Raw genomic sequence first — 23,804 nt, 5'->3', positions numbered from 1 at the left:
AGCATACAATGACATCAGCAAAAGAAAGTGGTTACCGCAAAAATTTCTCCCTGATAGTTACTTTCATTGGATTAATATCCGTGTTGTTTATTTTGTCGCTTTTTTTAGCTTTTAATTTCAGTAAAAAGAAGATAGAAGGTGATTTCGTTTCGGCTAAAACCAATGTTTTGGAGGAAAGTATAAAGCCGTATAACGATTTCTTCCTCAATAAAATTCCTGAGATTTCCTATTACAATGGCTATCTGGATTCGGCTACGGCTTCCAAATTTGTAGATACCATTTTGTTGAAATATCCTTTCGTGAAACGAGTGGTGTTTTTTGATGCAGAAGTTAGAAATGCCAGATATGAAGAAAATGGCTTAAACGTAGGTAACTTCTCTGTAGGAATGAAAAGTGTTTACCAATTTGGCACTTTTATCCCTGCCGATTCGGTGAAAATATTTGGTGCAAATTCAATTGTAACCAATACAACGTTGGAAAATTTCAATGAACTTGCGTTGAAGCTGTACACTTTTGTACATAAGCTTGATACCACGCGTACGCCATCACAGGAAGATTTGTTCAGTAATTTCTCCAACATTAAGCCCAACCGTATCGATTATTTCAATATTCCGCGTTTTGAGGACTTGAAAATATACAAGCAAATGATCACAGATAAGTTGCCTACGGAGCCAATTTATCAACAAGATATGCTGTCGTTTGAGTTGGATCCTTTAAAAATTAAGATAAAGAACAATCGTCCTTTGCTCTACCAATCGGTGCGTATTGAACCAGTAACTTACGATCCGTTAGAAACTTCGTCTGAATATGTTACTGGAGAAATTACGCTGGGAGGGCCATTTTCAGCCTATAAACTTTATTTTATTTCGGCCAAGTCATTCATCAAAAATGAAATATTCAATTATTTCCTTCCCATTGCGGCACTTATTTTAATTTTTTACGGTTTGTTATTGTTGGTCGCATTTTTGATCTACAGAAACCTAAATATCAACCATAAAATGTTCAAATTGCAGTACGATTTTATCACCAACTTAACCCACGAGTTTAAAACGCCGGTGAGTGTGATTAAAATTGCAGGTAACAACATTAAAAGTGCAGCTACCATCTCCGAAAGGGAACAAAAACTTTATGGTAAAATATTGGACGAGGAAGCCGATAAGCTGAATGGGTTAATGAACAAGTTGCTAGCTTTTACGCAAATTGAAAATAAGGCAATTAAGCTCAACGCTGATAGGGTAGATATTGTTGAGTTTATTGAGAGTACCATTGATGCACATCAGCTAAAGCATCCAGATTTTAAGCTTAGCTACGAAGTGAGTGATTTTACGCATTTTACAACTGATCCGGTGTTGTTAGGCAGTTTGTTTGATAATTTGGTGGAGAATGCCTACAAGTATTCGCCAGCTAATCAAAAACAATTACATATTACTGCTAGGCTCATAAAGGATAAAATTGTGTTGCGTTTTAAAGATGCCGGCATCGGAATTCCTGCTTCGGAAATTGATAATGTTTTTAAGAAGTTTTACCGTGTGCAAAATCAATATAACCAGTCGGGCAGCGTTGGGCTAGGCTTGGCTTTTTGCAAGGAACTTGTTAACTTTATGAAGGGCGAAATTACGGTGCGTAGCGTTGTAAATAAGGGTACAGAATTTAAAATTGTGTTGCCTTTTGTGCAATAGTAAAATGATTGAATGTCGAGTGCATGCTATTTACCCACTCAAAAATTCACTCATTCAAAATTTAAAATAGGTAACAGAATTGATTGGCTTTGTTTGGGCGCTATATACTCATTCAAAATTCACTCATTCAAAATTTAAATAATTATGTCAAAAGATATCAAAATATTAATTGTTGAAGATGACGAGAACTTGCGCTTTTTAGTTTCAATGAGGTTAAAAGGTGAAGGATATGAGGTTTTGGAAGAAGGTGATGGCGAAAGTGCGATTAAAACCATAGCTGCAGAAAAACCAGATATTGTGCTTTTAGATTGGATGTTGCCGGGTAAGGAAGGATCAGAGGTTTGCGAAGAAGTACGTAAACAAGGTTTTGAAGGATTGGTAATTATGATGACAGCAAAAGCACAAGATGTGGATAAGATCGATGCTTATCAGTTTGGCGCATCTGATTACGTAACTAAACCGTTCAACATGGATGTTTTAGTGGCAATGTTGGATAGTAAAGCTAAATTTCTGCTCAATGCAGATCGTTCAGAAATACATCGCTTTGGCAATATGGAGCATCATCCCAATATTCATACGCTGTTTAGGGATGGAAAGAAAATTGAGCTTACTATCCTCGAAAATCGTATTTTGTTGTACTTCCTACGTAATCCTGGGCAGGTGATTAGTCGCGAGGATTTAATGCTTGAGGTTTGGGGCTACAACTCCGACGTGAACACTAGAACTTTGGATATGCACATCGTTCGTTTGCGTAAAAAAATTGAAATCAATCCTGACAACCCTCAGTTGCTGCAAACCGTTAGGGGTATTGGCTATAAATTTAATGCGGTTTAGCAAAAGGCTTCCAATAAGGAAGTTAACCCTCAAATGCCGCTATTTTTGACATAGGGAGTTCGGTAAAAATAATTTTTCATAAGATTTAAAAAAGGTTATTTTTACTGAACATAACCCTACCTATGAAAATTGAATACCTACTCGGCCTATTTGAATTGGGCCAGTATAAGCAGTGCCTTGCGCAGTTACAAGATTTTTTAAATATTCATGCCAATCACACTAACGCTTTACTCTTAAAGGCCAAATGTTTATTCGAAATTTCCAATTCGAAATATAACAGATACTACGAAGCTTATGATGATTTTATAAAAGTGTTGGATGCAGATCCCACCAGTTTAGAAGCTCTTCAATACGCTACATATATCTCCGTCTACATCATCAAAGCAGATCCCGAAAAGTCACTTGAGCTTTGCAATAAATGGTTTGATTTAGCACCTCAAGTACACCAGGTTGAAGCACTTCAGTATCGGGCACAAGCTTACCGCACTTCTAAAAACTACCCATTAGCTTTAAAGGATTATGATCAACTGATTTCAATAATTCAATTAGTGTATGCTGATGATAGGGTTAAATTAGATTCGGCTTTAGCAATGGCCTATATTGAAAAGGGACAAACGTATTTGAACGATTTAAACAACCCAAATGTTGCACTTCAGGTATTTAAGGATAGTTTCAAATACCAGCTACCCGATTCCCAATATTATTTTGATATTGCAAGCTTAGCCTTTTCGCTTCAAGATTTTGAATTTGGAGGCGCAGTAGCGTTACGCCTATTTTCCTCCGAACAAACTGTTACTCCGCAGCAAGTTCGAGCGGTTTACAGGCAGATAGAGGAGTTAATTGAACTCCAAGTTTTCAATAAGAATTTAGTTCACGCCAAGTTGGTTGCAGCTAGCTCATTTAGGGAAATTGTAGAGGTAAATCCTTTGGACAACCTTAATTTTATACGAAAGTGTATGGCAATTTATCCTGATTGGTACGTGCCATATCATTTCTATGGGGCTGAACTTTTCGAGGCTGAAGGATATCATGAATCACTTCCCTACATTAAAAAAAGCCTGGAATTAGGGGGCATGGCATTTGACGTATCTAGATGTCTAGAAGCGGCTTATAGAACGAAGAAACTAAAGTTACAGATTGAGCATTGGCCAAATGATGGAGCAGCAGCATATTACGATGCAGCAAAGAGTTTTTACAAAGCAGAACTTAACTTACGCGATCAAGAAAACGCACCTTGGTTTTTAGAGAACCGAGCAAAATTGTATGAGCGATCTTTTGATGGGTTCTATTCTTACTTTTTCAGACAAGAAGGACTGGCTCAAAATAATGCAGTTGAGATTTTTTCACGCTGCTGCAATGAATATGGAATAGCGTTAACCAGTTTAAAGCGGTATGAAGAAGCAGATAAAATTCACAGCATCGGCTATGCTGTTTTCCCATTTTGGGAGCAGCTATGCAGCTGGAGTGAAACTTTGATGTATTTACGGCGCTACGAGGAAGCATTAATTAAGGTTCGGCAGGTTTTAAAGCTAGAAAAAGAACAAGTGGATTTCAATTTGCATCTGCAATTGCGTTGCCGGGAAGCGTTGGCTTTATATCACTTGGGTAGAATAAGTGAAGCTAAATATGTATTCAGTACAATTGAGCAAGAATATGCGCAGTTTTTTGTTAATAATAAGGTTAGCGAATCCGATAATCGTATTTTAACGGAGCGTTATGCCGACCTGCAAAATGTAAGATTCCATTTATTGGAAAAAGAAACTCCAGAACATGCCATTATGGTGTGGCAGCAGCAATTGGAGAAAAACCCTGATGATCTCTGCTCATGGTTAATGTTAATGCAAAAGTACTATGAACTTAATAATGATGAGCAATGTATAGCTTGTGCTAACAATTATTTGGCGCTTAAAGGCGGTGCGCTATCAATTGATACGGCGCTTCATGTGTACTTTAGAAGGGGTTCGGCTTTGGTGAATATGCAAAATTTCGAAAGGGCGCTGAGCGATCTCAATTTTGTTTTTGAACTCCATAATAAAAAGATGCCCTTAGCTAATTCAGATTTTTTATCGCTTTGCAAAAATTTAGCGTACAGCTACAAACAACTGGGAAATTGGCGAAGCTGTTTAGGCTACACTCAGTTAGCGTTGGACGTTATGGCTGTAAATGATGGGAAGTTTGAGGAGTTTTTACCAGCAGTCTTAATTTTATATGCCGATGCCCAATATGCATTGGGAAACAGAAGGAAAGCGCACCGAGCTTTGAACAAAATACTATCGCAGCAAGAAAATGATAAGCAAGCATTGGAAAGGAAGCAGGCTTGGAAAAAAGCGGGATGGTTATCGTTTTTTAGCAGCAAATGAATTATAGGTAAGTACTCAGATAGCTACACGCCAAAAGCATCACGTATTGAAGTAGCATAGTGCCATCTAAATAAAAAAAGTAAAAATATTCGTTCCTTTTAATATTTGATTTAAAAATGAGCCAGCCTGTTAACAAAACAGTTAAGGTTAGCGCAACTACATCAATAGTAATGCCTTGGGTAAATAAAACGAGAAGTAGTAGGTAAACTAATAATAGGGCTTGGCAAAATATCCAGGCCTTTTTTTCGCCTAAAATTACCGGTATGGTTTTAAGCTCGTAAAGTTTATCCTGAAATAGATCTCTGATATCAAAAGGTACCGTTATGGCACAGATAAATAAAAATCGCTTGGCTACCAATAAAACAGTTTCGCTCAGTGGCACTTGAATTTGTAATGTACTTTCTATTTCTACAATGGGTAACAGCACACAGCTGCTGGCCCAAACAAAGGCAATTAAAAATAATTTAATGCCTGGGATGTTCCTTAAACCAATTTTTTTGCCGTTAAGCGTAAGGAAAGGAATATTGTAAGCAACGGCAAGCAGGCCAACAAACACCATCAGCAGTTTGGCTTCAAAACTTAAATACAACAAGCCTAAAGGTACTAAACAAAGCGCCGCAATTAACGTAGTTGAAATGGTTAATCTGTGATGCGCAAAAATCCATCTCACTCGTTTAAATGGAGAATTTTGTGGGTCTTTTGGTTTGGCAAGAAGCACTGCTAAGTTGTAAATCAGCAGCGTTGAAAAAAAAAGGAACGCCAACACATATTCGCTAGGTTTAACTTTCAGTAAATGATAAGTTACCAAGCCCTGTGCAACGGCACAAATTGCAATAAAAAAATTGCTGAACAGCAGAAAATCTAAGATAGCGGAACCTAATTTCTTTAACATGTTTTATTGCGAGCTGGCTAGTTCAAGCAAGTTAAAGTAACGATTAGTACCTGTAACTTTCAGCATTAAACTCTGCTCAATGTAAATATCGTAATTTCTGGTAAAATCCCAACACGGCCAGGGTAACCTAAAAACCCGTAGCCAACGTTAACGTAAAGCTGTTGCTGTTGTTCTTGATATAAACCCGCCCATTCTTTGTAGATGTACTGCACCGGGCTCCATTGCATTTCTTTCAAACGTACGCCAAACTGCATACCGTGTGTATGTCCGGCGAAGGCCACATCAACGTCTTTGTACTTTGGTAAAACTTCGCCACGCCAGTGCGATGGATCATGTGATAGCAATAGCTTTACAGGTAAATCATCGGTATTTTGCATTGCAAGTTCCATCTTTCCATATTTGGGAAATCTTCCCATACCCCAATTTTCAATACCTACAATGCCAATCTCTTCCCCTCCAACTTTTAGTCGGCGGTGTTGGTTCATCAATAAATCGTAACCCATTATTTTATGGGTGGCAATCATATCCTGTAAGTTTTTAACTTTTGCCGGCGATGTACCTTTTCCAAAATGGTAGTCACCATAATCGTGGTTGCCCAATACCGAATAAACGCCTAATGGTGCTTTTACTTTGCTAAAAATATTTTGGTAATCCTTCACCTCGCTGGTTAGGTTATTTACCAAATCGCCAGTAAAAAAAACGAAGTCTGGTTTTTCAGCCATGAGCAAGTCTACTCCGCCTTGTACCGCAGTTTTATTGTAAAAGCTGCCCGAATGGATATCGGAAATTTGCGCAAGCGTAATACCATCAAAAGCCTTTGGCAAATTTGGAAGCTTTAACGTTACGCGGCGCACCTGGTAATCATAAGCGCCTGAAATGATGCCCCAACTGAGTGAACTTAAGGGCACAGCACCCGCAATTAACCCCGCCTTTACTAAAAATGACGAACGGCTAATAGGTTCACCTGGCAAACTTGCGGTGGTTTCTTCGTTTGTTTTGTTAACGTTTTTCTTGAAAATTTTGATAACTAGCCTTCGTAAGTCATCAATCAATAAGAAAGGCAACATCACTATTTTACTGGCTGTAAGCAAGAAAAAGGCAACTAAAATAATTGCTCTGGCCGTTAAAAATAAGTTAAGGTAAATGGCACAAAATACCCCTACAATTAATCCGATGTTGATGATCCACCAAGCTCGTTTAAATATGATTTTTGTAGTTGGCTTCCATTTTTTAAAAACAGCCGTTATGGCGTAATAGCAATAAATGTCTAATAAAATAACTACTAGGCAAAGTATCGTTAAAAATATTGTTCTTCCCATTTGGGCAATTTTAATGGTTTTTATTTAGATGTATAGTGAAGTTGTTTGTTTCAGTAAGATTAACCTTATCCAAAATCTTCGTCTTCGTCATCTAAGTCGGCATTAAATAAACTATCAAACATATCAGAAAAGCCAAAGCCTCCATTGAGGTAGTTCTTGTTCAGTTGAGAAAATTCTGATAAACCATGTAAAACAAACTCCATTAGCAGTAGGGTTTGATTTTCACTCAGTTTAGGATGAAAAGTTTTTACCAATTCTTCTAATCCTGGAACTTTTTTAAGTTCTTTTTTATAATTCTCAAAGGTAAGGTTGTCATCAATGTCCACCGTGTTGCCATCGGTAAACCATTCTGTAATTTGAGCAAAAGGGTTGGCTGTTTTGGTTTTCTTGGCCCTGTTAGGATCAGGAAAATATTTAGCGAACATTTGTTTAATGGCTTTTCCAATTAACGTATAGGCTACTTTGGCCGGGCCTTCCAATTCACCTTCGTATACCAATTCAATTTTTCCAGTTACTGCCGGAATAATTCCACTAAAATCGGAGATACGTACAAAAGTAGATTTCTCCTTGTTCACCAACATTCTTCTTTCCGCATTGCTGATGAGGTTTTCGAACGCTGAAATTGTTAAACGGGCAGATACTCCTGATTTTTGATCGATGTATTCGCTTTTGCGGGCCTCAAATGCCACTTGCTCTACCAAATCTTTTACTAAACCATCAGCTTCAATTAAGCGCTGCTCGTTAGTTAACTTCGCCTCTTGGAAAGTAATTTTTCTAGAGATTTCGATGGTTTTCGGGTAGTGCGTTAAAATTTGACTTTCAATCCTGTCTTTCAGCGGAGTTACAATACTACCACGGTTGGTATAATCTTCAGGGTTGGCGGTAAAAACAAATTGAATATCCAAAGGTAAACGCAATTTGAAGCCCCTAATTTGGATGTCTTTTTCCTGCAACATGTTAAATAAAGCCACTTGAATACGTGCTTGCAAATCAGGTAATTCGTTAATTACAAAAATGCTGCGGTGCGCCCTTGGGATCAAACCAAAATGAATCACCCGTTCATCATTGTAAGTAAGTTTTAGGTTAGCGGCCTTAATAGGGTCAACGTCTCCAATCAAATCGGCAACTGTTACATCTGGAGTAGCCAATTTTTCGGTATAGCGCTCGCTGCGGTGCAACCATGCAATACGTGTATCATCGCCTTTGGTGGCAATTTCATTTTTTCCGTACCACGATATTGGGTTCAACGGATCATCAAAAATCTCACTACCTTCAATGTAGGGAATGTATTCGTCTAAAAGATTAACCATTAAACGGGCAATACGGGTTTTTGCTTGCCCTCTTAAACCCAGTAACAGCACATTATGCCTGGCCAAAATCGCTGTTTGTAATTCAGGAATAACAGTTTCATCATAACCTAAAATTCCTTCGAAGCCAGCTTCTTTATTTTGCAGTTGCGCAATTAGGTTTTTTCTTAATTCGTCTTTAACGCTTAGTGATTGGTATGAGGTGGCTTTTAATTCGCCTAGTGTTTTTGCTTGCATTTAAGTTGTAAGTTATAAGTAGTACGTTATACGTCGGTCTTCGGACATCTGACTTCCGTCTACCGAACTGTTCTTCTTCTATTCTTGATATAATCTTCAAATATGTATTCGCCTAGGCCATTGAGCGAGCTGTAAAATGCTCTTCCGCCATTAATTTCCGTAAATTGGCGGACAAATTGCTGTAAGTATGGATCTTTTGCAATCATAAATGTTGTGATTGGAATATTCAGTCTTTTACACTGCGCAGCCATATTTAAGGTTTTTGCAATTACCTTTCTATCTAGGCCAACGCTATTTTTGTAATACCTGCCATTTTCTTTTAAGCAAGTTGGCTTGCCATCGGTAATCATAAAAATTTGTTTGTTATGCGTTTTGCGTCTTCGCAGTAAATCTGTAGCTAATTCTAAACCAGCAAAGGTATTGGTATGGTAAGGGCCCACCTGCAGATAAGATAAATCTTTTATGGTAATTGGCCAGGCATCGTTGCCAAAAACAACAATATCAAGGGTGTCTTTCGGATATTTTGTTCTAATTAATTCGGCCAATGCCATTGCCGTTTTTTTGGCTGGAGTAATTCGATCTTCACCATATAAAATCATAGAGTGAGAGATGTCAATCATCAACACAGTTGAAGTAAGTGTTTTGTAGTCCTTTTCTTCTACCTCCAAATCGCGTTCGGTAAGCGTAAAATTACCTATACCATGATTAATTTGAGCGTTATGGATAGATGCCGTCATATCAATCTGATCCAAACTATCGCCAAAGTTAAACTCTCTTCTGTCGGCATTTTTTTCTTCGCCTATGCCCGAAATATTGCTGTTGTGATTACCTTTTCCAGCTTTTTTGAGCTTTCCAAAAATTTCTTCTAAAGCTGATTGACGGATGGTTTGCTCTGTTTTGGCAGTAATTTTAGTTTCTCCATTCTCTTCAGTTAGATAACCCTTCTCCTTTAAATCCTCCATAAAATCGCCCATGCCATAGTCGTTGTTGGTGAATTTGTACTGCTTATCCAGCTCGTTCATCCACGCTAAAGCTTCGCCGGCATCACCTGCGGTGTAGTTTAAAAGCTGCGTAAATAACTTAAGCATCTCATCAAAACCACCTTTAGGGCGCTCGTTAGGTAAAAACTTAGAAAATTGAAAACCTTTCATCCTATAAATTAACGTAGGAACTAAGTTAAAGGTTTCGTCGCCTTATTTTTTTAAGACGTATGTCATAATATTTTGAAATTGTAGAAATAGGCAATAGCTAAAATCTCTTAATTTCTAATCGTGTAAAAGTCTTTTTCTCTCCACTATAATTACAATGATGATACCAATGGTGTAGGCAAGTAAGTCTTCCCAAGCAAAATAATTTCCAATAACCACATTTGCCAATCGGTTATGTTCCAAGCCAATCAGCTTAACAAATTGAAAATACTGCAAAGTTTCTATCAAATACGAAAATAGGAGGGTGCCTATGGCTAACGGCTTAACAGCTATATTGGCAAATGATTTTACTGTGTAGTAAATTAAAATTACAACTAATACATCGCCAACATAGGGCCTAACAAAGTGGTCGGTAATAAATAATGCAATTAAAACCTCTACAATAAAAATAGCGGCGGCTATAAGGAAACTCTGCTTGTCAAACCTAAAGGTCTTTTCTTCTTGTTGCATTTGTTTTGGTAGTATTATTCACCTAATTTAAGCTACATTTTCAATTAAACAAGCGGTATGAAAAAAATAATATGGTTGGCATTACTGGTTTGGGGCAATACAGTATGGGCACAAAGTGCAAAGGATAAAACGGCAATCTTAACGGTGCTCGAAAATCAAAGGCAGGCTTGGAATAAAGCAGATATGGAAGCCTACATGCAAGGTTATTGGAAAAGCGACAGCCTACTTTTCGTAGGTAAAAGCGGCCCAACTTACGGTTGGCAAAAAACGTTGGATAATTACAAACGAGGTTACCCCGATAAAAGTGCCATGGGTTTTTTAACCTTCGGTATTAAAAAAGTAGAATTTTTGGCGAAAGATGTAGCCTTTGTTTTAGGCAGTTGGAATTTGAAACGTGAAAAAGATGAGCCTAAAGGTTATTTCACTTTGTTGTTGAAAAAAATAGACGGGCAATGGAAGGTAGTAGCCGATCATAGTTCATAGATACTTTTTGTCGAGGAACGAGACATCTCTAAGAGAATTAACATTTTCTTCGCGGCGCAAAACGCCAAATTTGTTGAGCAAAATAAAATCCATTTGTTCAACAAATTTGAAACATTCTAGTAGGTCATGAACGATGTTTGGTTCAATTCATTACCGTTGGAAGAAAGCCCGCAATAAACCCTTGGGCCAAAATAATTTAGTTGGCAACTTCGGCCACGCTCAACTGCTTAATTTCAGCCAAAGCAGCGTTCCATAAGTTGATACGTTGTTGTAGAGCTTCCTTCACGGCTGCCGCTGCCTCCGCCCAATGCGCCAAATTATCGCCACAAAGTTCGCTCGTCATGGCCAAGGCCAAATGACTGTGGTGGTCGCCATCCACTTCAATGTGTCTATCTAAGTAATATTTAAAAACAGTAACCTGATTGGGGTGCTTGCTGTTCAAATCGTTCACCATACTGTGGAACATGTTGGGGATCAAATCTTCCCTGCCAAAGGTAAAGGCTGCCGCCGTTGCATGATTTTTACCTGCATTAATTATCGAGAAAGTGCTATTCATGAAATCTTGAGCAGCCTTGGGCACCTGTGCAACTGCATAAGCTTCCTCAAAATTTTGTCCAGCTTGCAATGCCGCAATAAACCTGCGAATGGGGCTAGTATTGGCACCTACCTGTTCCATAGCATCTAAATACAGTTCAAAGTGACTTTTAATTTCACCTTTTTCATCCAAATCAGATTCCTCTCCGGCCACAATTTCATTAATCAACTGCCTAGTTTTCGCATTACCTACCGGAAACCAAGGCAAGGTGGTGCAGGTCAACTTAATTTGAAGCGCTTTTAACAACGACATAAAATCCCAAACGGCATAAATATGATGCTCCATAAAAATGCGAAGCTCAGGCAAATCACTTATTTGCGTGTAAACTTTATGATTAACAATTTGTGCCTTTAAATCAGCTGCTTCAGTGTTTATTTTTGCTATCTGCGTATCCATTTTATTTATTTTAATGAATCTATTTCTTTAAAAATCATGTTATTAGCTACTGTTCTAGCGTAAAGTTTTTGTAGTAAAATTCCTTATCTGCATCAGTAATTTCCCTAATTACCTTACAGGGGTTCCCCGCCGCAAAAACATTATCCGGAATAGCCTTAGTTACCACGCTCCCCGAACCTATCACCACGTTATGGCCAATAGTTACACCAGGGTTAATCACAACATTGCCACCCAGCCAAACATTATCGCCTATGGTAATAGGTTGCGCCCATTCATATTCTTTATTACGTAAATAATGGTGGAATGGATGTCCGGCAGTGTAAATTGCCACATTAGGCCCAAAAAACACATGCGAACCAATGCTTACCTTCGCACAATCTAAAATCGTTAAGTTGAAGTTGCTATAGAAGTGGTCGCCAATTTCAATGTTATAGCCATAATCGCACCTAAAAGGTGGTTCAATGTAAAACATCGTGTCTGTTTTGCCAAATAACTGTTTTATAAGCTGCTTGCGCTGTTTAATTTGCTTAGGAGCAAGGTTGTTAAACTCGAAAACTATTTCACGAGCTTTCAGCCTGTCTCGCGATAATTCCTTATCTCCAGCCTGGTAAGCCTTTCCAGCCAGCATTTTTTCTTTTTCGGTCATTTCAGCTTGGTAACAATAGCGCAAAATTAACGATGCAGCAATTGGCTTTCGAAAGTTTTTGGTTTTATGATATTTTGGTGTCTTTTAGTGGCGAATCTGTGTGGTTTCTTTTGAAAAGCAGTTTCAGTTTGTGATGGTTACGGTAGCCCCGCTTTCCACTTTAGTCCCTCTTTGCAATCGGGAGCTGCCGTTGCAATCGGGTTTATTTAACTAGGTGCTGTGCTACTAGGTTGGTAACTGCGCAGTGCCTTGATGATGTTTTGGTGCTTTAAGAGGTTGGAGTTTCCTCTGCACCGCTTTGCGTTAACTTCCAAACTTTGCGGTTTAATTTTTTTCGCCAAGGAATAAGTTCCGCTAAGAACGCAAAGGCATATTCAATTTAAAAGCTTGGTTTGTTCCTCTGCGCCGCTTTGTACTAGCATCCAAACTTTGCGGTTTAATTTTTAACGCCAAGGGAAATAAGTTCCGCTAAGGAAGCATGGGTATATTCAATTTCAAAAAGTTGGTTTTTTCCTCTGCGCCGCTTTGCGTTAACTTCCAAACTTTGCGGTTTAATTTTTAACGCAAAGGGAAATAAGTTCCGCTAAGGACGCAAAGGCATATTCAACAAAACCACTTTCACATATAAACGCTAAAAAACCTTTAAACTAAAAGCGGGGCTATCTTATCGATGCCCCGCCATATGTAATTTTAATCACTTAGCATTAAAGTTTTCCCTTTGCGTAAGCGTTTTCAGCTCGTTTTACGGCTAGCTTTTCCCTATAACTAGCATAGTTTGCTTTAAAAGCCATTTTTAGCAAGCTATCCACAGCGCCGTGTTTAAATAAGCTCCATAAACTTGCAGCTTTACCGGCTATTGATTGGTCCCAAGCTCTTAAACTTAACGAAAATGAACCATCCAAATATTTCATCCAATGCCACATGCCAATTGGCATAAATAACGTATCGCCGTGTTCCAAAATAACTTCGTAACCTTCAATACCATTTAGCGACGGAAATTTTTCGAAATCAGGTTTGCCTACATTAAAATCTTCTAACGCATAAGTGGCATTAGGTAAGCAATAAAGGCGTTTTTTCCATTTATAATCAAACAAAATTACATGTTTGCGACCACCAAAGTGGGTATGTAAAATGTTAGGCAAATCAATATCGTAATGCAAAAACGTTTCAGAGTTAGAGCCACCAAAAAACATAGCAGGTACGCTTTCCATTACGCCTCCCATCAAGCCTTTCGGTATTTTAACATCATTAATCAATCCTGGAACTTTTTTAAAAAGATTGAACAAGAAAATTCGTAATTCTGTGGGCTCACGTTTAATCAAGTCCAAATAATCGCCAAACTTCATATGAGCTACTGCCGCATTAATTGGTTTACTAGGGTCGGCTTTTGAGTTATCATAAAGCGGAACCTCCACATCGCCAGCAATAGATTTCAAATACTCGGTTGTCCATTTCTCTCTGGCAGGCCAATCTTTTGTTAATCCTTTAATTACCAAAGGTTTTTTAGGATCCAAATAGTTTTTTTTAAAGTCTTCTTTGCTGATGCTTTCAACAGTATCGACAGGTCTTAATATAAAGCTCATTTGTATGTTGTGATAAACTTTTAATTAAAATTAACAAAAAGTTAAAAGATGCAAATTTCTAATTTAAATGATTACGCTGTATAGATGCGGTAATAAAATGTGAAAAATATGATGCAAATCAGTTTTACGTAACTTTAGCTTTCTTAATGATTTTTGCAAAATAACTAGGGAATAACCTTTTGAGCAGTACGCCTTTAGTTTCTTTTCCACCAATGTAAACTTCGTCCTTTTTCTGCTCAATGGCTTTTATAATTTGTTTTGCACACTCTTCGGCTGGCATTCCATTGGCTTGCGCCTCATCCATAGTGCCTTGTTTGCTGCCATTGGCAGTAAGTGCGTTAATGGTCACTTTAGTTTTTATAAAACCGGGGCAAGCCAGCATCAAGTGAATGTTGGGGTTATCTAGTTCAATTCGCAACGATTCGAAATAACCATGTAGTGCATGCTTTGAAGCCGAATATGCTGAACGGAAACGTGTACCAAACTTGCCTACCAAACTGCTTACGCACACAATAGTTCCAGTGTTTCTTTTAATCATTTGCGGCAACACTGCTTTGCTTAAAATTACCGTGCCCCAAAAGTTAACGTCCATCAAACGCTGCTCGGTTGCTAAGTCGGTTTCCAAAGCCAAAGCCCGCTGACTAATACCTCCGCTATTGATAAGCATGTCGATATGTCCATAAATCCTCAGGGCATCTTCCGCTTTCTCGGGAAGTGTTTCCTTGTTCTCTAAATCTAAAGAAAGTACGTGGACATCAATTTGGTTACGACATTGTTGCTTTACACGAAAAAGTTCATCCCGGTTACGGGAAGAAATAATCAATTTAGCTCCAGCGGCATTCAGTTCGTAAACTAACGCTTCCCCAATACCCGATGAGGCTCCCGTAATCCAAACCACTTTATTTTTCATACACTGTCAATTTTTAATCGTTTTCTTCTGCGAAAAGTTCGGCTGCAATGCCATCTGCAAACAACTTACCTTCAGTACTTAATTTAATGGTATCTTGTTCCATCAACAACTGCCCATTTGCAACAAATGGTTTTACCTGTTTTTTAGTTTGATCAGCAAAACTTCTACCAAAACGCAGCTCAATTTCCTTAATGTTAATGCCCCACATGGTACGTAACGCTGTCATCACGTATTCGTTAAATCGATCGGTTATACTCAATAATTCAACCGTTTCCGGTAGCTTTTCCGCAAAAATAGCTGCTAGGTATTTAGCGTTATTAGCGATATTAATAAATCTGTTGTCGCCATCAAAGCCATGTGCCGACGGGCCTATGCCCAAATAGGGAACGCCCTTCCAATAATTAGTGTTATGTACGGCATAACGTCCTGGCAAACTATAGTTGGATATCTCATACTGCTCAAAACCTTTTGCATTGATTGCTTCAATGAGCATCAAAAATTGAGCAGCGCTTTGTTCATCATCCACTTTGTGTTGCTTGCCTTTATCAATGGCATGTGCCAATGCGGTGCGGGGCTCAACTGTTAAAGCATAGGCTGATAAATGTGGTATTTGCAGTTCAAAAGCGGTATTAATGTTACTCTTCCATTTTTCATCGCTCAGCAATGGGTAGCCATAAATTAAGTCGATGGTAAGGTTCTCAAATCCTGCATCCTGACTCCGTTTGATACTTGCCACTGCTTCATCTGCATGGTGTGCTCTATTCATCCAAAGCAAATCCTCATCAAAAAATGATTGCGTACCAATGCTAAAACGGTTCACGGGTAACTTTCTAAATTCAGCTATTTTCTGAGCCGTCAAATCGTCCGGATTGGCTTCAATAGTGATTTCGGCATTGCTTGCTACGCTGAAATGTTTTTCTATTGTGCCAAAAATTTGTTGCAAAGCTGTGGCTGGTAACACTGAGGGCGTACCACCTCCAAAATAAATGCTCCCAATTTGTTGGCCCGCTAGTCTGTGCTTTTTTAGCACAATTTCCTTGCAAATTGCTTCTACCATTTCCTTTAGGTAAGTGGTAGAAGTGGTGAAGTGAAAATCGCAATAAGTACAGGCTTTTTTGCAAAATGGGATATGGATGTAAATTCCGGCCATGCCGCAAAGTTATGGTTAAAATTTAAGATAGCTGCGGCAAAAAATCGGGATTAAAAATTACTACAAATCTATGTTGATGAAGTTTTTGTGCGCCGATGTTCCTATATTAGCCTTATGATAGCTTTAAACGAATATTTTGACGGTCAGGTAAAATCCTTAGGATACAATAACAATGGTAAATCTACAGTTGGCGTTATTAATCCGGGCGAGTACGAATTTGGAACATCTACCTACGAAGTGATGACTGTTGTAGAAGGTGAAATGGAGGTGTCATTACCAGAAGCTGATTCGTGGAAAACCTACCAAGCGGGAGAGAAATTTGAGGTAGAAGCAGATTCTTCTTTTAAAGTGCGGGTGGCCATCCCTGTAGCTTATCACTGCAAGTACGGATTGTAGCACCGGGTTTAATTTTGCTAAGCTGCAAAAATAATATGAGATGGATATTGGTTATAGTTGCCTGTTGTTTGTGGATCAGTAGTGTCGCACAAACTGGCTATCAAACCAATGTGCATTGGGAGGGTGCTGCTAGCCATCAGTTTAAAAATATCAGCTATGCAAATCAAGTAAAGGATAGCCTTTCGGTGTATAAAGAAGCCGAAAAGGTCATAGCGCAATTGCAGTTTAAAGGCTACTTATTGGCAGAAATATCGTCAATAAACTTTGCTCAAAAATCTGCTGTGATCAATATCATCCCTAATCAGCAGTTTAGGTGGGTAAATTTACTGCCAGGTAATTTACCTTCGGCGGTAAGGCAGGAGGTAGGGTTTAGGGAAAGAGATTATCGTGCCGCTGCATTCAATATCCAAAACCTAAACTTGTTATTTGAGAAGCTATTAGGCTACTATGAAAATTCGGGCTATCCATTTGCGAGCTTAAGTTTGCAGCAGGTAGTTTTAGATAGTAATAACGTTAGTGCCAGTATTGAGGTTAAGCCAAATCAAAAAATTTTGTTTGATACCATTCAAGTGGTGGGTTCTGCTCAGTTGGCGCAAAAATATGTACAATCATATCTTAATATTAAAAACGGATTTGCCTATAATGAAAAGGCCGTTAAACAGGTTGAAAATCGCTTGAGAGAATTGCCATTTCTGCAAATTTTGAAACCTTCTGAAGTGGATTTCTCCAACGAAAAAGCAACGCTCAGGATTTTTGCAGATAAGAAAGACGCCAGTCAGTTCGACGGTATTTTGGGGCTTCAACAAAATCAAGTGACGGGTAAAAATCAATTGGTAGGGAATCTTAAGTTAAATTTGCAAAATGCGTTTAAAAGGGGTGAGCAATTAAATTTCAACTATCAAGGGCTAGCGCAACAAAGTCAGCTGTTAGATATTAAGGTAATTGTGCCACATATTTTTAGTACTGACTTTGGAATTATGCCAAGCCTGTATTTGTACAAGCAAGATACTTCCTTCCTAAATGTAGACACCAAACTGGGTTTTAATTACCTGCTCAAGGGAAATAATTCTTTCCAGTTTTTCGTGGAGAATAGGTCCACAAGGCTCTCAAGTGTGGAGGCCTACCAAAACGCAACAGCTCTTCCGTCTATTCTTGACGCTAACACTACTTTCTACGGATTAGGTTTGAATTTAGAAAATCTAGATTATCGGTTCAATCCTCAAAAGGGATACAGCATCAATGCCGATATTGCCGTTGGTAGCAAAAGGATCAGGCAAAATGCCGGAATACCTCCGGCACTTTATCAAAATGTACCAATGAGTAGTACTACTTATCGGTGGTTTAGTCAGCTTAATTTTTATTTACCGTTGGCTAAGCAGCTAGTAGCAGCCTTATCTAACCAAACTGGAATTTTAAGTGGTAAGTATTTGTTGGCCAATGAGGTGTTTAGGTTGGGCGGACAAAGAAGTTTGCGTGGTTTTAACGAACTTTCTTTGCTGGCTAATGCCTATACCTATGCTAACGCAGAGCTGCGCTATCTGTTAGAACAAAATTCTTTTTTATTCCTATTCTATAATCAGGCCTACCTTCATTATGAAACACCACAGCTCAAATCAAATGATTATCCCTTAGGTTTTGGTGCTGGCGTAAACTTCGAAACCAATTTAGGAATACTTTCTATCAGCTATGCTTTGGGTAAACAAAAAAATATTCCCTTAAATTTGCGGCAAGGTAAAATCCATTTTGGTATTACTGCACTGTTTTGATATGTTAAAGAACTTTTGGTTAGCCCTATTTGCGTTTGGAATAATTACATGTGCTCATGCGCAAGGCATTGCTGTTGATAGTACACAGTTTGTTAGGTTAACAGATAGCTTGCAAACAGACAGTGCGCAATTGGTAAAAATAGATACGCTAACTCCTCCCATATTAAAAATGAGGGATTCGCTGACGCAGGCGCATTGGTTAGATAGCTTGAGCAAAGGTTACGGGTTTGGCGTTTTTTCATTGGATGATATCATAAGCGCCGCCAATAAAACAGAAAAAGTAAGTTATCAGCAAGGAGATTTGTTGCCAAAAGGCGATGTTTGGGTGTTGGCAATTATAGCATTTCTCTTGGTGCTTTTCGCAATTTTAAAAAATGCATTCGGTAAACAATTGTCTGCCGTTGTGCAATCATTTTATAGTAATAGGGCCTTAAATAACTTAAATAAGGAAGATAATTTAGTTACTTCATGGTCGTTCTTATTACTTTTTATTCAGTTTGGATTTACCATTGGGATGTTTTTTTACCTTGCCGCACAGCAGCAGCAGCTACCTAGGGCAATGCAGGGAGGTTTTAGCTTTTTTGTTAGCATTTCGGTAGGTGTTATTTTTCTGTACTTGTTAAAAATCGTATGTTTAAGGGTGCTAGGTTTCGTTTTCGACCTACAGAAACCACTCCATCAATATGTTTCTATATTATATTTAAGTTATTTTAATGCCTCATTATTGTTCATTCCTATCATCATTGCATTTGCACTTTCAGCCAAAAAATATGCCTCTGGATACATTGTACTAGGCATATCGGCCTTGGCACTTATTTTTGTTTTTCAATTCATCAGAGCAAGTGTAAATATTTTATCACAGTATAGGTTTCCTAAATTGTATTTATTTTTGTATTTTTGCACCCTCGAAATTTGCCCTATATTGATATTAATCAAGGCAATAGGTTTTTAAAGTGCTATTTAGGAAATGCAAGAAAATAAAGAAGACAGATTACGTAAGGTTAAAAGTATATTGGTAACCCTGCCTAAGCCAGAAACTGAGAAGTCCCCATATTTTGATTTAGCAAAAAAATATAATCTAAAAATCGATTTCCGTTCGTTTATACATGTAGAGGGTGTTCCGGCTAAAGATTTTAGAAAAGAGAAAATCAACTTAGCGGATTATACTGCTGTGGTTTTTACCAGTAGAAATGCTGTGGATCACTTCTTTAGAATCTGCGAAGAGATGAGGTTTGAAGTTTCCGTTAATCTGAAATATTTCTGTATTTCGGAATCTACTGCACTTTATCTGCAAAAATATATCCAGTATAGAAAACGTAAAATATTCTTTGGAAAACAAACCGCTGCGGATTTGGCCGAAGTGTTAAAGAAGCATGCCGGTGACAAATTCCTGTACCCATGTTCGGATGTTGCAACAGAAGACACCATGAATTTTCTTCAAAAAAACGGTTATGATGTAACTCCAGCTGTGCTTTTTAGAACTGTTGTGAGCGATCTTTCTGATCTTGCTGATGTATTTTATGACGTGCTGGCTTTCTTTAGTCCATCGAGTATTCAGTCGTTGTATATAAATTTCCCCAATTTTCTACAAAACAATACCAGAATTGCAACTTTCGGCTTAAATACGCAGAAAGCCGTAGCTGATAAAGGTTTAATTGTGGATATTGCAGCTCCAAATCCCGAAGCGCCATCTATGATCATGGCTTTGGAAAATTATATCAAAAAATCTAACAAATAATTTTAAAGATACCTAGTTTTAGGTATTGAAAAGCAATTCGTTAACAGATAACTTGCAGGAAATATTTTGCAATTTTTATATGTCAAAGCAATAATTTGTTGTTGATGGCGTTAACTTGTACTGGCTTACAAAATCGGATAATTAAAAGTTCGCTTTTTGTGCTAATTTAGAGGTATTTGAACTGTTTTTTAGTTAACAAGAACAAGCTATTTATGCTTAAAAACCAATGGTTTTAACAAAAACAAAATGTTAATAAATTATTTTGTCGCAAAAAGTGTGGATTTTTTTGTGCGAATAGTTGTTAATCTCAATGTTAATTGATAAAATTGCTATAAAATTGCTTAGACAACATATGAAGAAATTTTACTTTCTTGCAATTTCCTCACTAGCTTTACTGCTTTCTAGCTGTGGAAAAGGTGGTCAGGGAGAATTGGTGGGAGCCTATAACAGAAAATTTAAAAACAATACAATCCCGTTGGGGATGGTGTATGTTCCTGGCGGTAGGAACCTTTTGGGCATGACTGATGAGGACATTACTTTTTATCAGGGCAAGCAAAGCAAAATGGTTTCTATGAGCCCGTTCTTTATGGACCAAACCGAAATCACCAATGCCGAATACAGGCAATTTGTAAATTGGGTAAGAGATTCTATCGCTATCACTAAAGGTAATATCGACGATTATTTTATTAAACCAAAAGGTAATGCTGCCGCTGGGGCCCAGAAATTCAAAGTAATTGACTGGAGAAAAGTAGGCAACGGATCAAATCTTTGGAATAACAAAAAAACTGATGTACAAACCAAGCTAAAAGCGATGTATATCAACGATAACCTTTCTAATTTTACCCATGGTAGAAACGATAAGGATATCGATATCAAGTTATTGCGCTATGCTTATGTAGAGAAAAACTCTGATATGGCTTTAGAGAATTCGGCTTCTCCAAACAGGCAGCGTATTGATGATTATGATATCTACACAGATAATCCTACTCCTGGTAAAGTTAATGAGCATCCATCTGTAATGGTGTATCCTGATACGCTTGTGTGGAGAAAAGACTATACTTATGAGTATAACGATCCGATGGTGGAGGCTTATTTTAACCACCCTTCTTATGACAGGTATCCGGCAGTGGGTATTACTTGGGATCAGGCTAAAGCTTTTACTAACTGGCGTACACAATTCTACGAAAATGTGGCTCGTCAAAGAAAGCTTCCAATGAACTCTAGGTTAAGATATGATTTACCGACGGAAGCAGAATTTGAGTACGCTGCACGTGGGGGGAGAACTCAGACGAAATACCCTTGGGGCGGTCCTTACATTATGAATGCTAAAGGCTGTTTACAGGCAAACTTTAAAGTAGGTAGAGGTAATTATGCAGATGATGGTGCATTGTATACGGTAGAGGCTAGAGCTTATTTGCCAAATGATTATGGCTTATACAACATGGCTGGTAACGTAGCTGAGTGGACTTTGAACTCTTACAATACTTCACTACCTGAAGACAAAAACCCAATTTTTAGAAGAGGCAGAAGAAAAGTAGTGAAAGGTGGCTCTTGGAAAGACATCGGATTTTTCCTTCAAAATTCGGTTGCGCAGCATGAATATCAGGACGTGCCTAGGTCGTACATTGGTTTCAGATGCGTATCGCATTATCCAGGTAACAACATCTTGAATTAAGTAAAAAACTAAATAAAACTAATAAACCAAAAATTAACTATTAAGAACTATGGCTGGAAAATATGCTACAAATGAAGCTAAACTGCATCTTGCAACCTCTGTTGGTGCAGCAATTGTAATTGTAGGTGCGTTATTTAAAATTCTTCACTTGGGAGGCGTTTGGGGAAGTATCATGATTGGTGTAGGACTTGGAGTTGAGGCCTTTTTGTTCTTAATCGGGGGTTTGTTTCCTCCACATCCAGATGTAGAATGGGATAAAGTTTATCCGCAGTTGCGTAAAGATGGTAAGCCAACTCCAATTGATGCAATTCCACAAGCAGCTGTTGGTGGTGGCGGTGCTACCAGTGCTTTGGACAAATTAGTGAATGAAAAAATTGGTCCAGAGTTGATCGAAAGCTTAGGTAACGGTTTACGTACGTTTAGCGATAAAGTTGCTGGTATTTCAAATGTTGCTGACGCTTCAATGGCAACTACTGAATTTACTGCTAAAGTTAAAGGTGCTAGTGATAGCCTTGGTAATATGAATATCGCTTTTGATAAAGCTACCGCTCAGTTAGCGGAATTAGGTGCAAGCAACGCTGATTCTAAAGCTTATCACGAACAAGTAAATAATTTAGCGAAAAATTTATCTGCGTTAAACGCGGTTTATGAGTTAGAGTTACAAGATTCTAGTGCTCATTTCAAATCAATGAATAAATTTTACCAAAATATCGCTTTAACAATGGATAACTTCAACGATTCTATGGAGGACTCCAAACAGTTTAAAGAAGAAGTTGGTAAGCTAGCAAAAAATCTTTCGTCGTTAAATGCTATTTATGGCAATATGTTAACGGCTATGAACCAACCACGTGCTTAATTAGTCATATTATTTAACATATAAAATATTGATATAATATGGCAGGAGGTAAGGAAACGGCAAGGCAGAAGATGATTGGTATCATGTATTTGGTACTACTAGCTATGCTTGCCCTTAACGTTTCGGATTTGGTGTTAAAGGCTTTCAGAAATATTAATGATAGCTTAAATACTTCCAAAGAGAACGTTGGAAATAATATCACTCAACTTTTAAGAAATTACGAAAGCACCAAAGCAAAAGAAAGTGGCGACAATTTGTTGAAGCTTAATAGAGCAAAGGAAGCGCAGAAAATAGGCGAAGATTTAATTAGCTATATTGATAATCTTCAGAAGAAAATTGCAGCTGATGGCTTTGATGAAAACGGCGACTTGGTGCAGAAAAACAACCTAGATATTGGTCAAAATATCATGGGTAATGACGCTGAAAATAAAGAAGGTAAAAAGCTACAAGCAAAAATTAACGAAACTGGTAAAAAGTTAGCAGCACTATTGCAGGCTGACGAAGGTAAGCCAACTTTCGTATTGCAGGCATTAGATCCGGCTAAGCCTAAAGCAGGCGAACCGAAAACATGGACCGGCAATAATTTTGGTGAAGGTGTGCCTTTAGCTGCGTTTAGAACCATTTTAACGATGATTCAAAATGATGCTAAAAACATGGAAGCTGATATTATCAATAAAATTTTGGCCGATAAGCCTATTGTAGTGCTAGATCAATTTGAAGCTGTTGCGGTGGCACCTACGTCTTATGTGATTCAGGGACAGCCTTATAAAGCAGAGATTTATTTAACCGCAAGTGATTCAAAATCAAGTCCTGATATTAGTGTAAACGGTAATAAAGTGCCAACTGATAAAGGCAAAGGTGTTTATACCGGCGGTACAGGTAGTGTTGGAACTTTTACATGGAAAGGTACAATTAGAGTTAAAGAGAGAAACGGAAATATCAAAACCTACGAAACTAAACCTCAAACTTATCAAGTAGCTGCGCCTTCTGCAACAGTTTCTTCTGATAAGCTGAACGTTATTTATGCAGGTATACCAAATCCGTTTACTATCTCTGCACCGGGTTTCCCAAGTGTAAATGCCACAATTAGTGGAGGTTCATTAAGCGGTAGCGGCGGTAAATATATGATTAACGTTCCGGGTTCTTTGGTAGGGAAAGAAGTGTCGATAAGTGTTACTGGTACTAACGATGGTAAAACGGTTAATTTAGGTGCGCCTAAGTTCAGAGTGAAAGCAATCCCTGCTCCGGTAGCTAAAGTAGGTGGCTATGGCGGTGGAGATATTGCTTCGGTACAGTTAAAAAGCGAGTCGGAAATTTAGGCTGA

Annotated in this window: 21 protein-coding genes; 11 read left to right on the top strand and 10 right to left on the bottom strand. The window is 38.2% G+C overall.

The window, feature by feature from the left end; all coding sequences use genetic code 11:
- Window positions 1-8 precede the first annotated feature (8 nt).
- The 3 genes from DUT68_RS05445 to DUT68_RS05435 all read left to right on the top strand — a co-directional run bounded on the left by DUT68_RS05445 (window position 9) and on the right by DUT68_RS05435 (window position 4,873).
- Complete coding sequence (locus tag DUT68_RS05445; RefSeq protein WP_113636527.1) at window positions 9-1,679, top strand: sensor histidine kinase; 1,671 nt, start codon at window positions 9-11, stop codon at window positions 1,677-1,679.
- Window positions 1,680-1,823: 144 nt separating this feature from the next.
- Complete coding sequence (locus tag DUT68_RS05440; protein WP_113636525.1) at window positions 1,824-2,513, top strand: response regulator transcription factor; 690 nt, start codon at window positions 1,824-1,826, stop codon at window positions 2,511-2,513.
- Between the two features lie 122 nt (window positions 2,514-2,635).
- Window positions 2,636-4,873, top strand: coding sequence for a tetratricopeptide repeat protein (locus tag DUT68_RS05435; RefSeq protein ID WP_113636523.1), 2,238 nt, complete (start codon window positions 2,636-2,638; stop codon window positions 4,871-4,873).
- Window position 4,874: 1 nt separating this feature from the next.
- Here the strand turns inward: DUT68_RS05435 and DUT68_RS05430 are convergent, their stop codons facing one another.
- From DUT68_RS05430 to DUT68_RS05410, 5 genes are all read right to left on the bottom strand, one after another.
- Window positions 4,875-5,765, bottom strand: a complete 891-nt coding sequence (locus DUT68_RS05430) for a UbiA family prenyltransferase (protein ID WP_113636521.1) — start codon at window positions 5,763-5,765, stop codon at window positions 4,875-4,877.
- Window positions 5,766-5,830: 65 nt separating this feature from the next.
- On the bottom strand, window positions 5,831-7,084 hold the full coding sequence (locus tag DUT68_RS05425; protein ID WP_113636519.1) for a metallophosphoesterase: 1,254 nt from the start codon (window positions 7,082-7,084) through the stop codon (window positions 5,831-5,833).
- A gap of 65 nt (window positions 7,085-7,149) precedes the next feature.
- Window positions 7,150-8,628 (bottom strand): sigma 54-interacting transcriptional regulator, encoded by a 1,479-nt coding sequence (locus tag DUT68_RS05420; RefSeq protein WP_113636517.1) that lies wholly within the window; start codon window positions 8,626-8,628, stop codon window positions 7,150-7,152.
- Window positions 8,629-8,687: 59 nt separating this feature from the next.
- A complete protein-coding gene (locus DUT68_RS05415) occupies window positions 8,688-9,779 on the bottom strand; it encodes a vWA domain-containing protein (RefSeq protein ID WP_113636515.1) in 1,092 nt (363 codons plus the stop codon).
- A 114-nt stretch (window positions 9,780-9,893) separates the two neighbouring features.
- Window positions 9,894-10,286: a ribosomal maturation YjgA family protein gene (locus DUT68_RS05410; RefSeq protein ID WP_113636513.1), complete on the bottom strand. Its 393-nt coding sequence runs from the start codon at window positions 10,284-10,286 to the stop codon at window positions 9,894-9,896.
- Between the two features lie 57 nt (window positions 10,287-10,343).
- On the opposite strand from DUT68_RS05410, the gene DUT68_RS05405 reads away from it, so the two are divergent.
- Window positions 10,344-10,769 (top strand): YybH family protein, encoded by a 426-nt coding sequence (locus DUT68_RS05405; RefSeq protein WP_113636511.1) that lies wholly within the window; start codon window positions 10,344-10,346, stop codon window positions 10,767-10,769.
- A gap of 196 nt (window positions 10,770-10,965) precedes the next feature.
- On the opposite strand, the gene DUT68_RS05400 is transcribed toward DUT68_RS05405, so the two are convergent.
- From DUT68_RS05400 to hemW, 5 genes are all read right to left on the bottom strand, one after another.
- A complete protein-coding gene (locus tag DUT68_RS05400; protein ID WP_113636509.1) occupies window positions 10,966-11,760 on the bottom strand; it encodes a DUF3050 domain-containing protein in 795 nt (264 codons plus the stop codon).
- 46 nt (window positions 11,761-11,806) lie between these two features.
- On the bottom strand, window positions 11,807-12,406 hold the full coding sequence (locus DUT68_RS05395; RefSeq protein ID WP_113636507.1) for a sugar O-acetyltransferase: 600 nt from the start codon (window positions 12,404-12,406) through the stop codon (window positions 11,807-11,809).
- 704 nt (window positions 12,407-13,110) lie between these two features.
- Window positions 13,111-13,989, bottom strand: coding sequence for a cupin-like domain-containing protein (locus DUT68_RS05390; protein ID WP_113636505.1), 879 nt, complete (start codon window positions 13,987-13,989; stop codon window positions 13,111-13,113).
- Window positions 13,990-14,113: 124 nt separating this feature from the next.
- On the bottom strand, window positions 14,114-14,899 hold the full coding sequence (locus DUT68_RS05385) for an SDR family oxidoreductase (RefSeq protein ID WP_113636503.1): 786 nt from the start codon (window positions 14,897-14,899) through the stop codon (window positions 14,114-14,116).
- Between the two features lie 13 nt (window positions 14,900-14,912).
- A complete protein-coding gene (gene hemW / locus DUT68_RS05380) occupies window positions 14,913-16,049 on the bottom strand; it encodes a radical SAM family heme chaperone HemW (RefSeq protein WP_113636501.1) in 1,137 nt (378 codons plus the stop codon).
- A 114-nt stretch (window positions 16,050-16,163) separates the two neighbouring features.
- Between hemW and ppnP the strand changes: the two genes are divergently transcribed.
- The 7 genes from ppnP to porM all read left to right on the top strand — a co-directional run bounded on the left by ppnP (window position 16,164) and on the right by porM (window position 23,799).
- On the top strand, window positions 16,164-16,445 hold the full coding sequence (ppnP, locus tag DUT68_RS05375; RefSeq protein ID WP_113636499.1) for a pyrimidine/purine nucleoside phosphorylase: 282 nt from the start codon (window positions 16,164-16,166) through the stop codon (window positions 16,443-16,445).
- A 35-nt stretch (window positions 16,446-16,480) separates the two neighbouring features.
- Window positions 16,481-18,211, top strand: a complete 1,731-nt coding sequence (locus DUT68_RS05370; protein WP_113636497.1) for a BamA/TamA family outer membrane protein — start codon at window positions 16,481-16,483, stop codon at window positions 18,209-18,211.
- A 1-nt stretch (window position 18,212) separates the two neighbouring features.
- The gene (locus tag DUT68_RS05365; RefSeq protein ID WP_113636495.1) at window positions 18,213-19,163 is read left to right on the top strand and encodes a DUF4271 domain-containing protein; all 951 of its coding nucleotides are present in this window, start codon (window positions 18,213-18,215) and stop codon (window positions 19,161-19,163) included.
- Window positions 19,164-19,178: 15 nt separating this feature from the next.
- A complete protein-coding gene (locus DUT68_RS05360; RefSeq protein WP_113636493.1) occupies window positions 19,179-19,949 on the top strand; it encodes a uroporphyrinogen-III synthase in 771 nt (256 codons plus the stop codon).
- Window positions 19,950-20,301: 352 nt separating this feature from the next.
- The gene (gene porK, locus DUT68_RS05355; protein WP_113637035.1) at window positions 20,302-21,624 is read left to right on the top strand and encodes a T9SS ring complex lipoprotein PorK/GldK; all 1,323 of its coding nucleotides are present in this window, start codon (window positions 20,302-20,304) and stop codon (window positions 21,622-21,624) included.
- Window positions 21,625-21,673: 49 nt separating this feature from the next.
- Window positions 21,674-22,480, top strand: a complete 807-nt coding sequence (gene porL, locus DUT68_RS05350) for a type IX secretion system motor protein PorL/GldL (protein WP_113636491.1) — start codon at window positions 21,674-21,676, stop codon at window positions 22,478-22,480.
- 38 nt (window positions 22,481-22,518) lie between these two features.
- Complete coding sequence (porM, locus tag DUT68_RS05345; protein WP_370738851.1) at window positions 22,519-23,799, top strand: type IX secretion system motor protein PorM/GldM; 1,281 nt, start codon at window positions 22,519-22,521, stop codon at window positions 23,797-23,799.
- Window positions 23,800-23,804: the final 5 nt, after the last annotated feature.

It is taken from the genome of Pedobacter zeaxanthinifaciens (assembly GCF_003313335.1).
GTDB classification, from domain to species: Bacteria; Bacteroidota; Bacteroidia; order Sphingobacteriales; family Sphingobacteriaceae; genus Pedobacter; species Pedobacter zeaxanthinifaciens.
The sequence above is the reverse complement of the archived record's forward strand: the minus strand, read 5'-3'. Positions and strand labels throughout refer to the sequence as shown.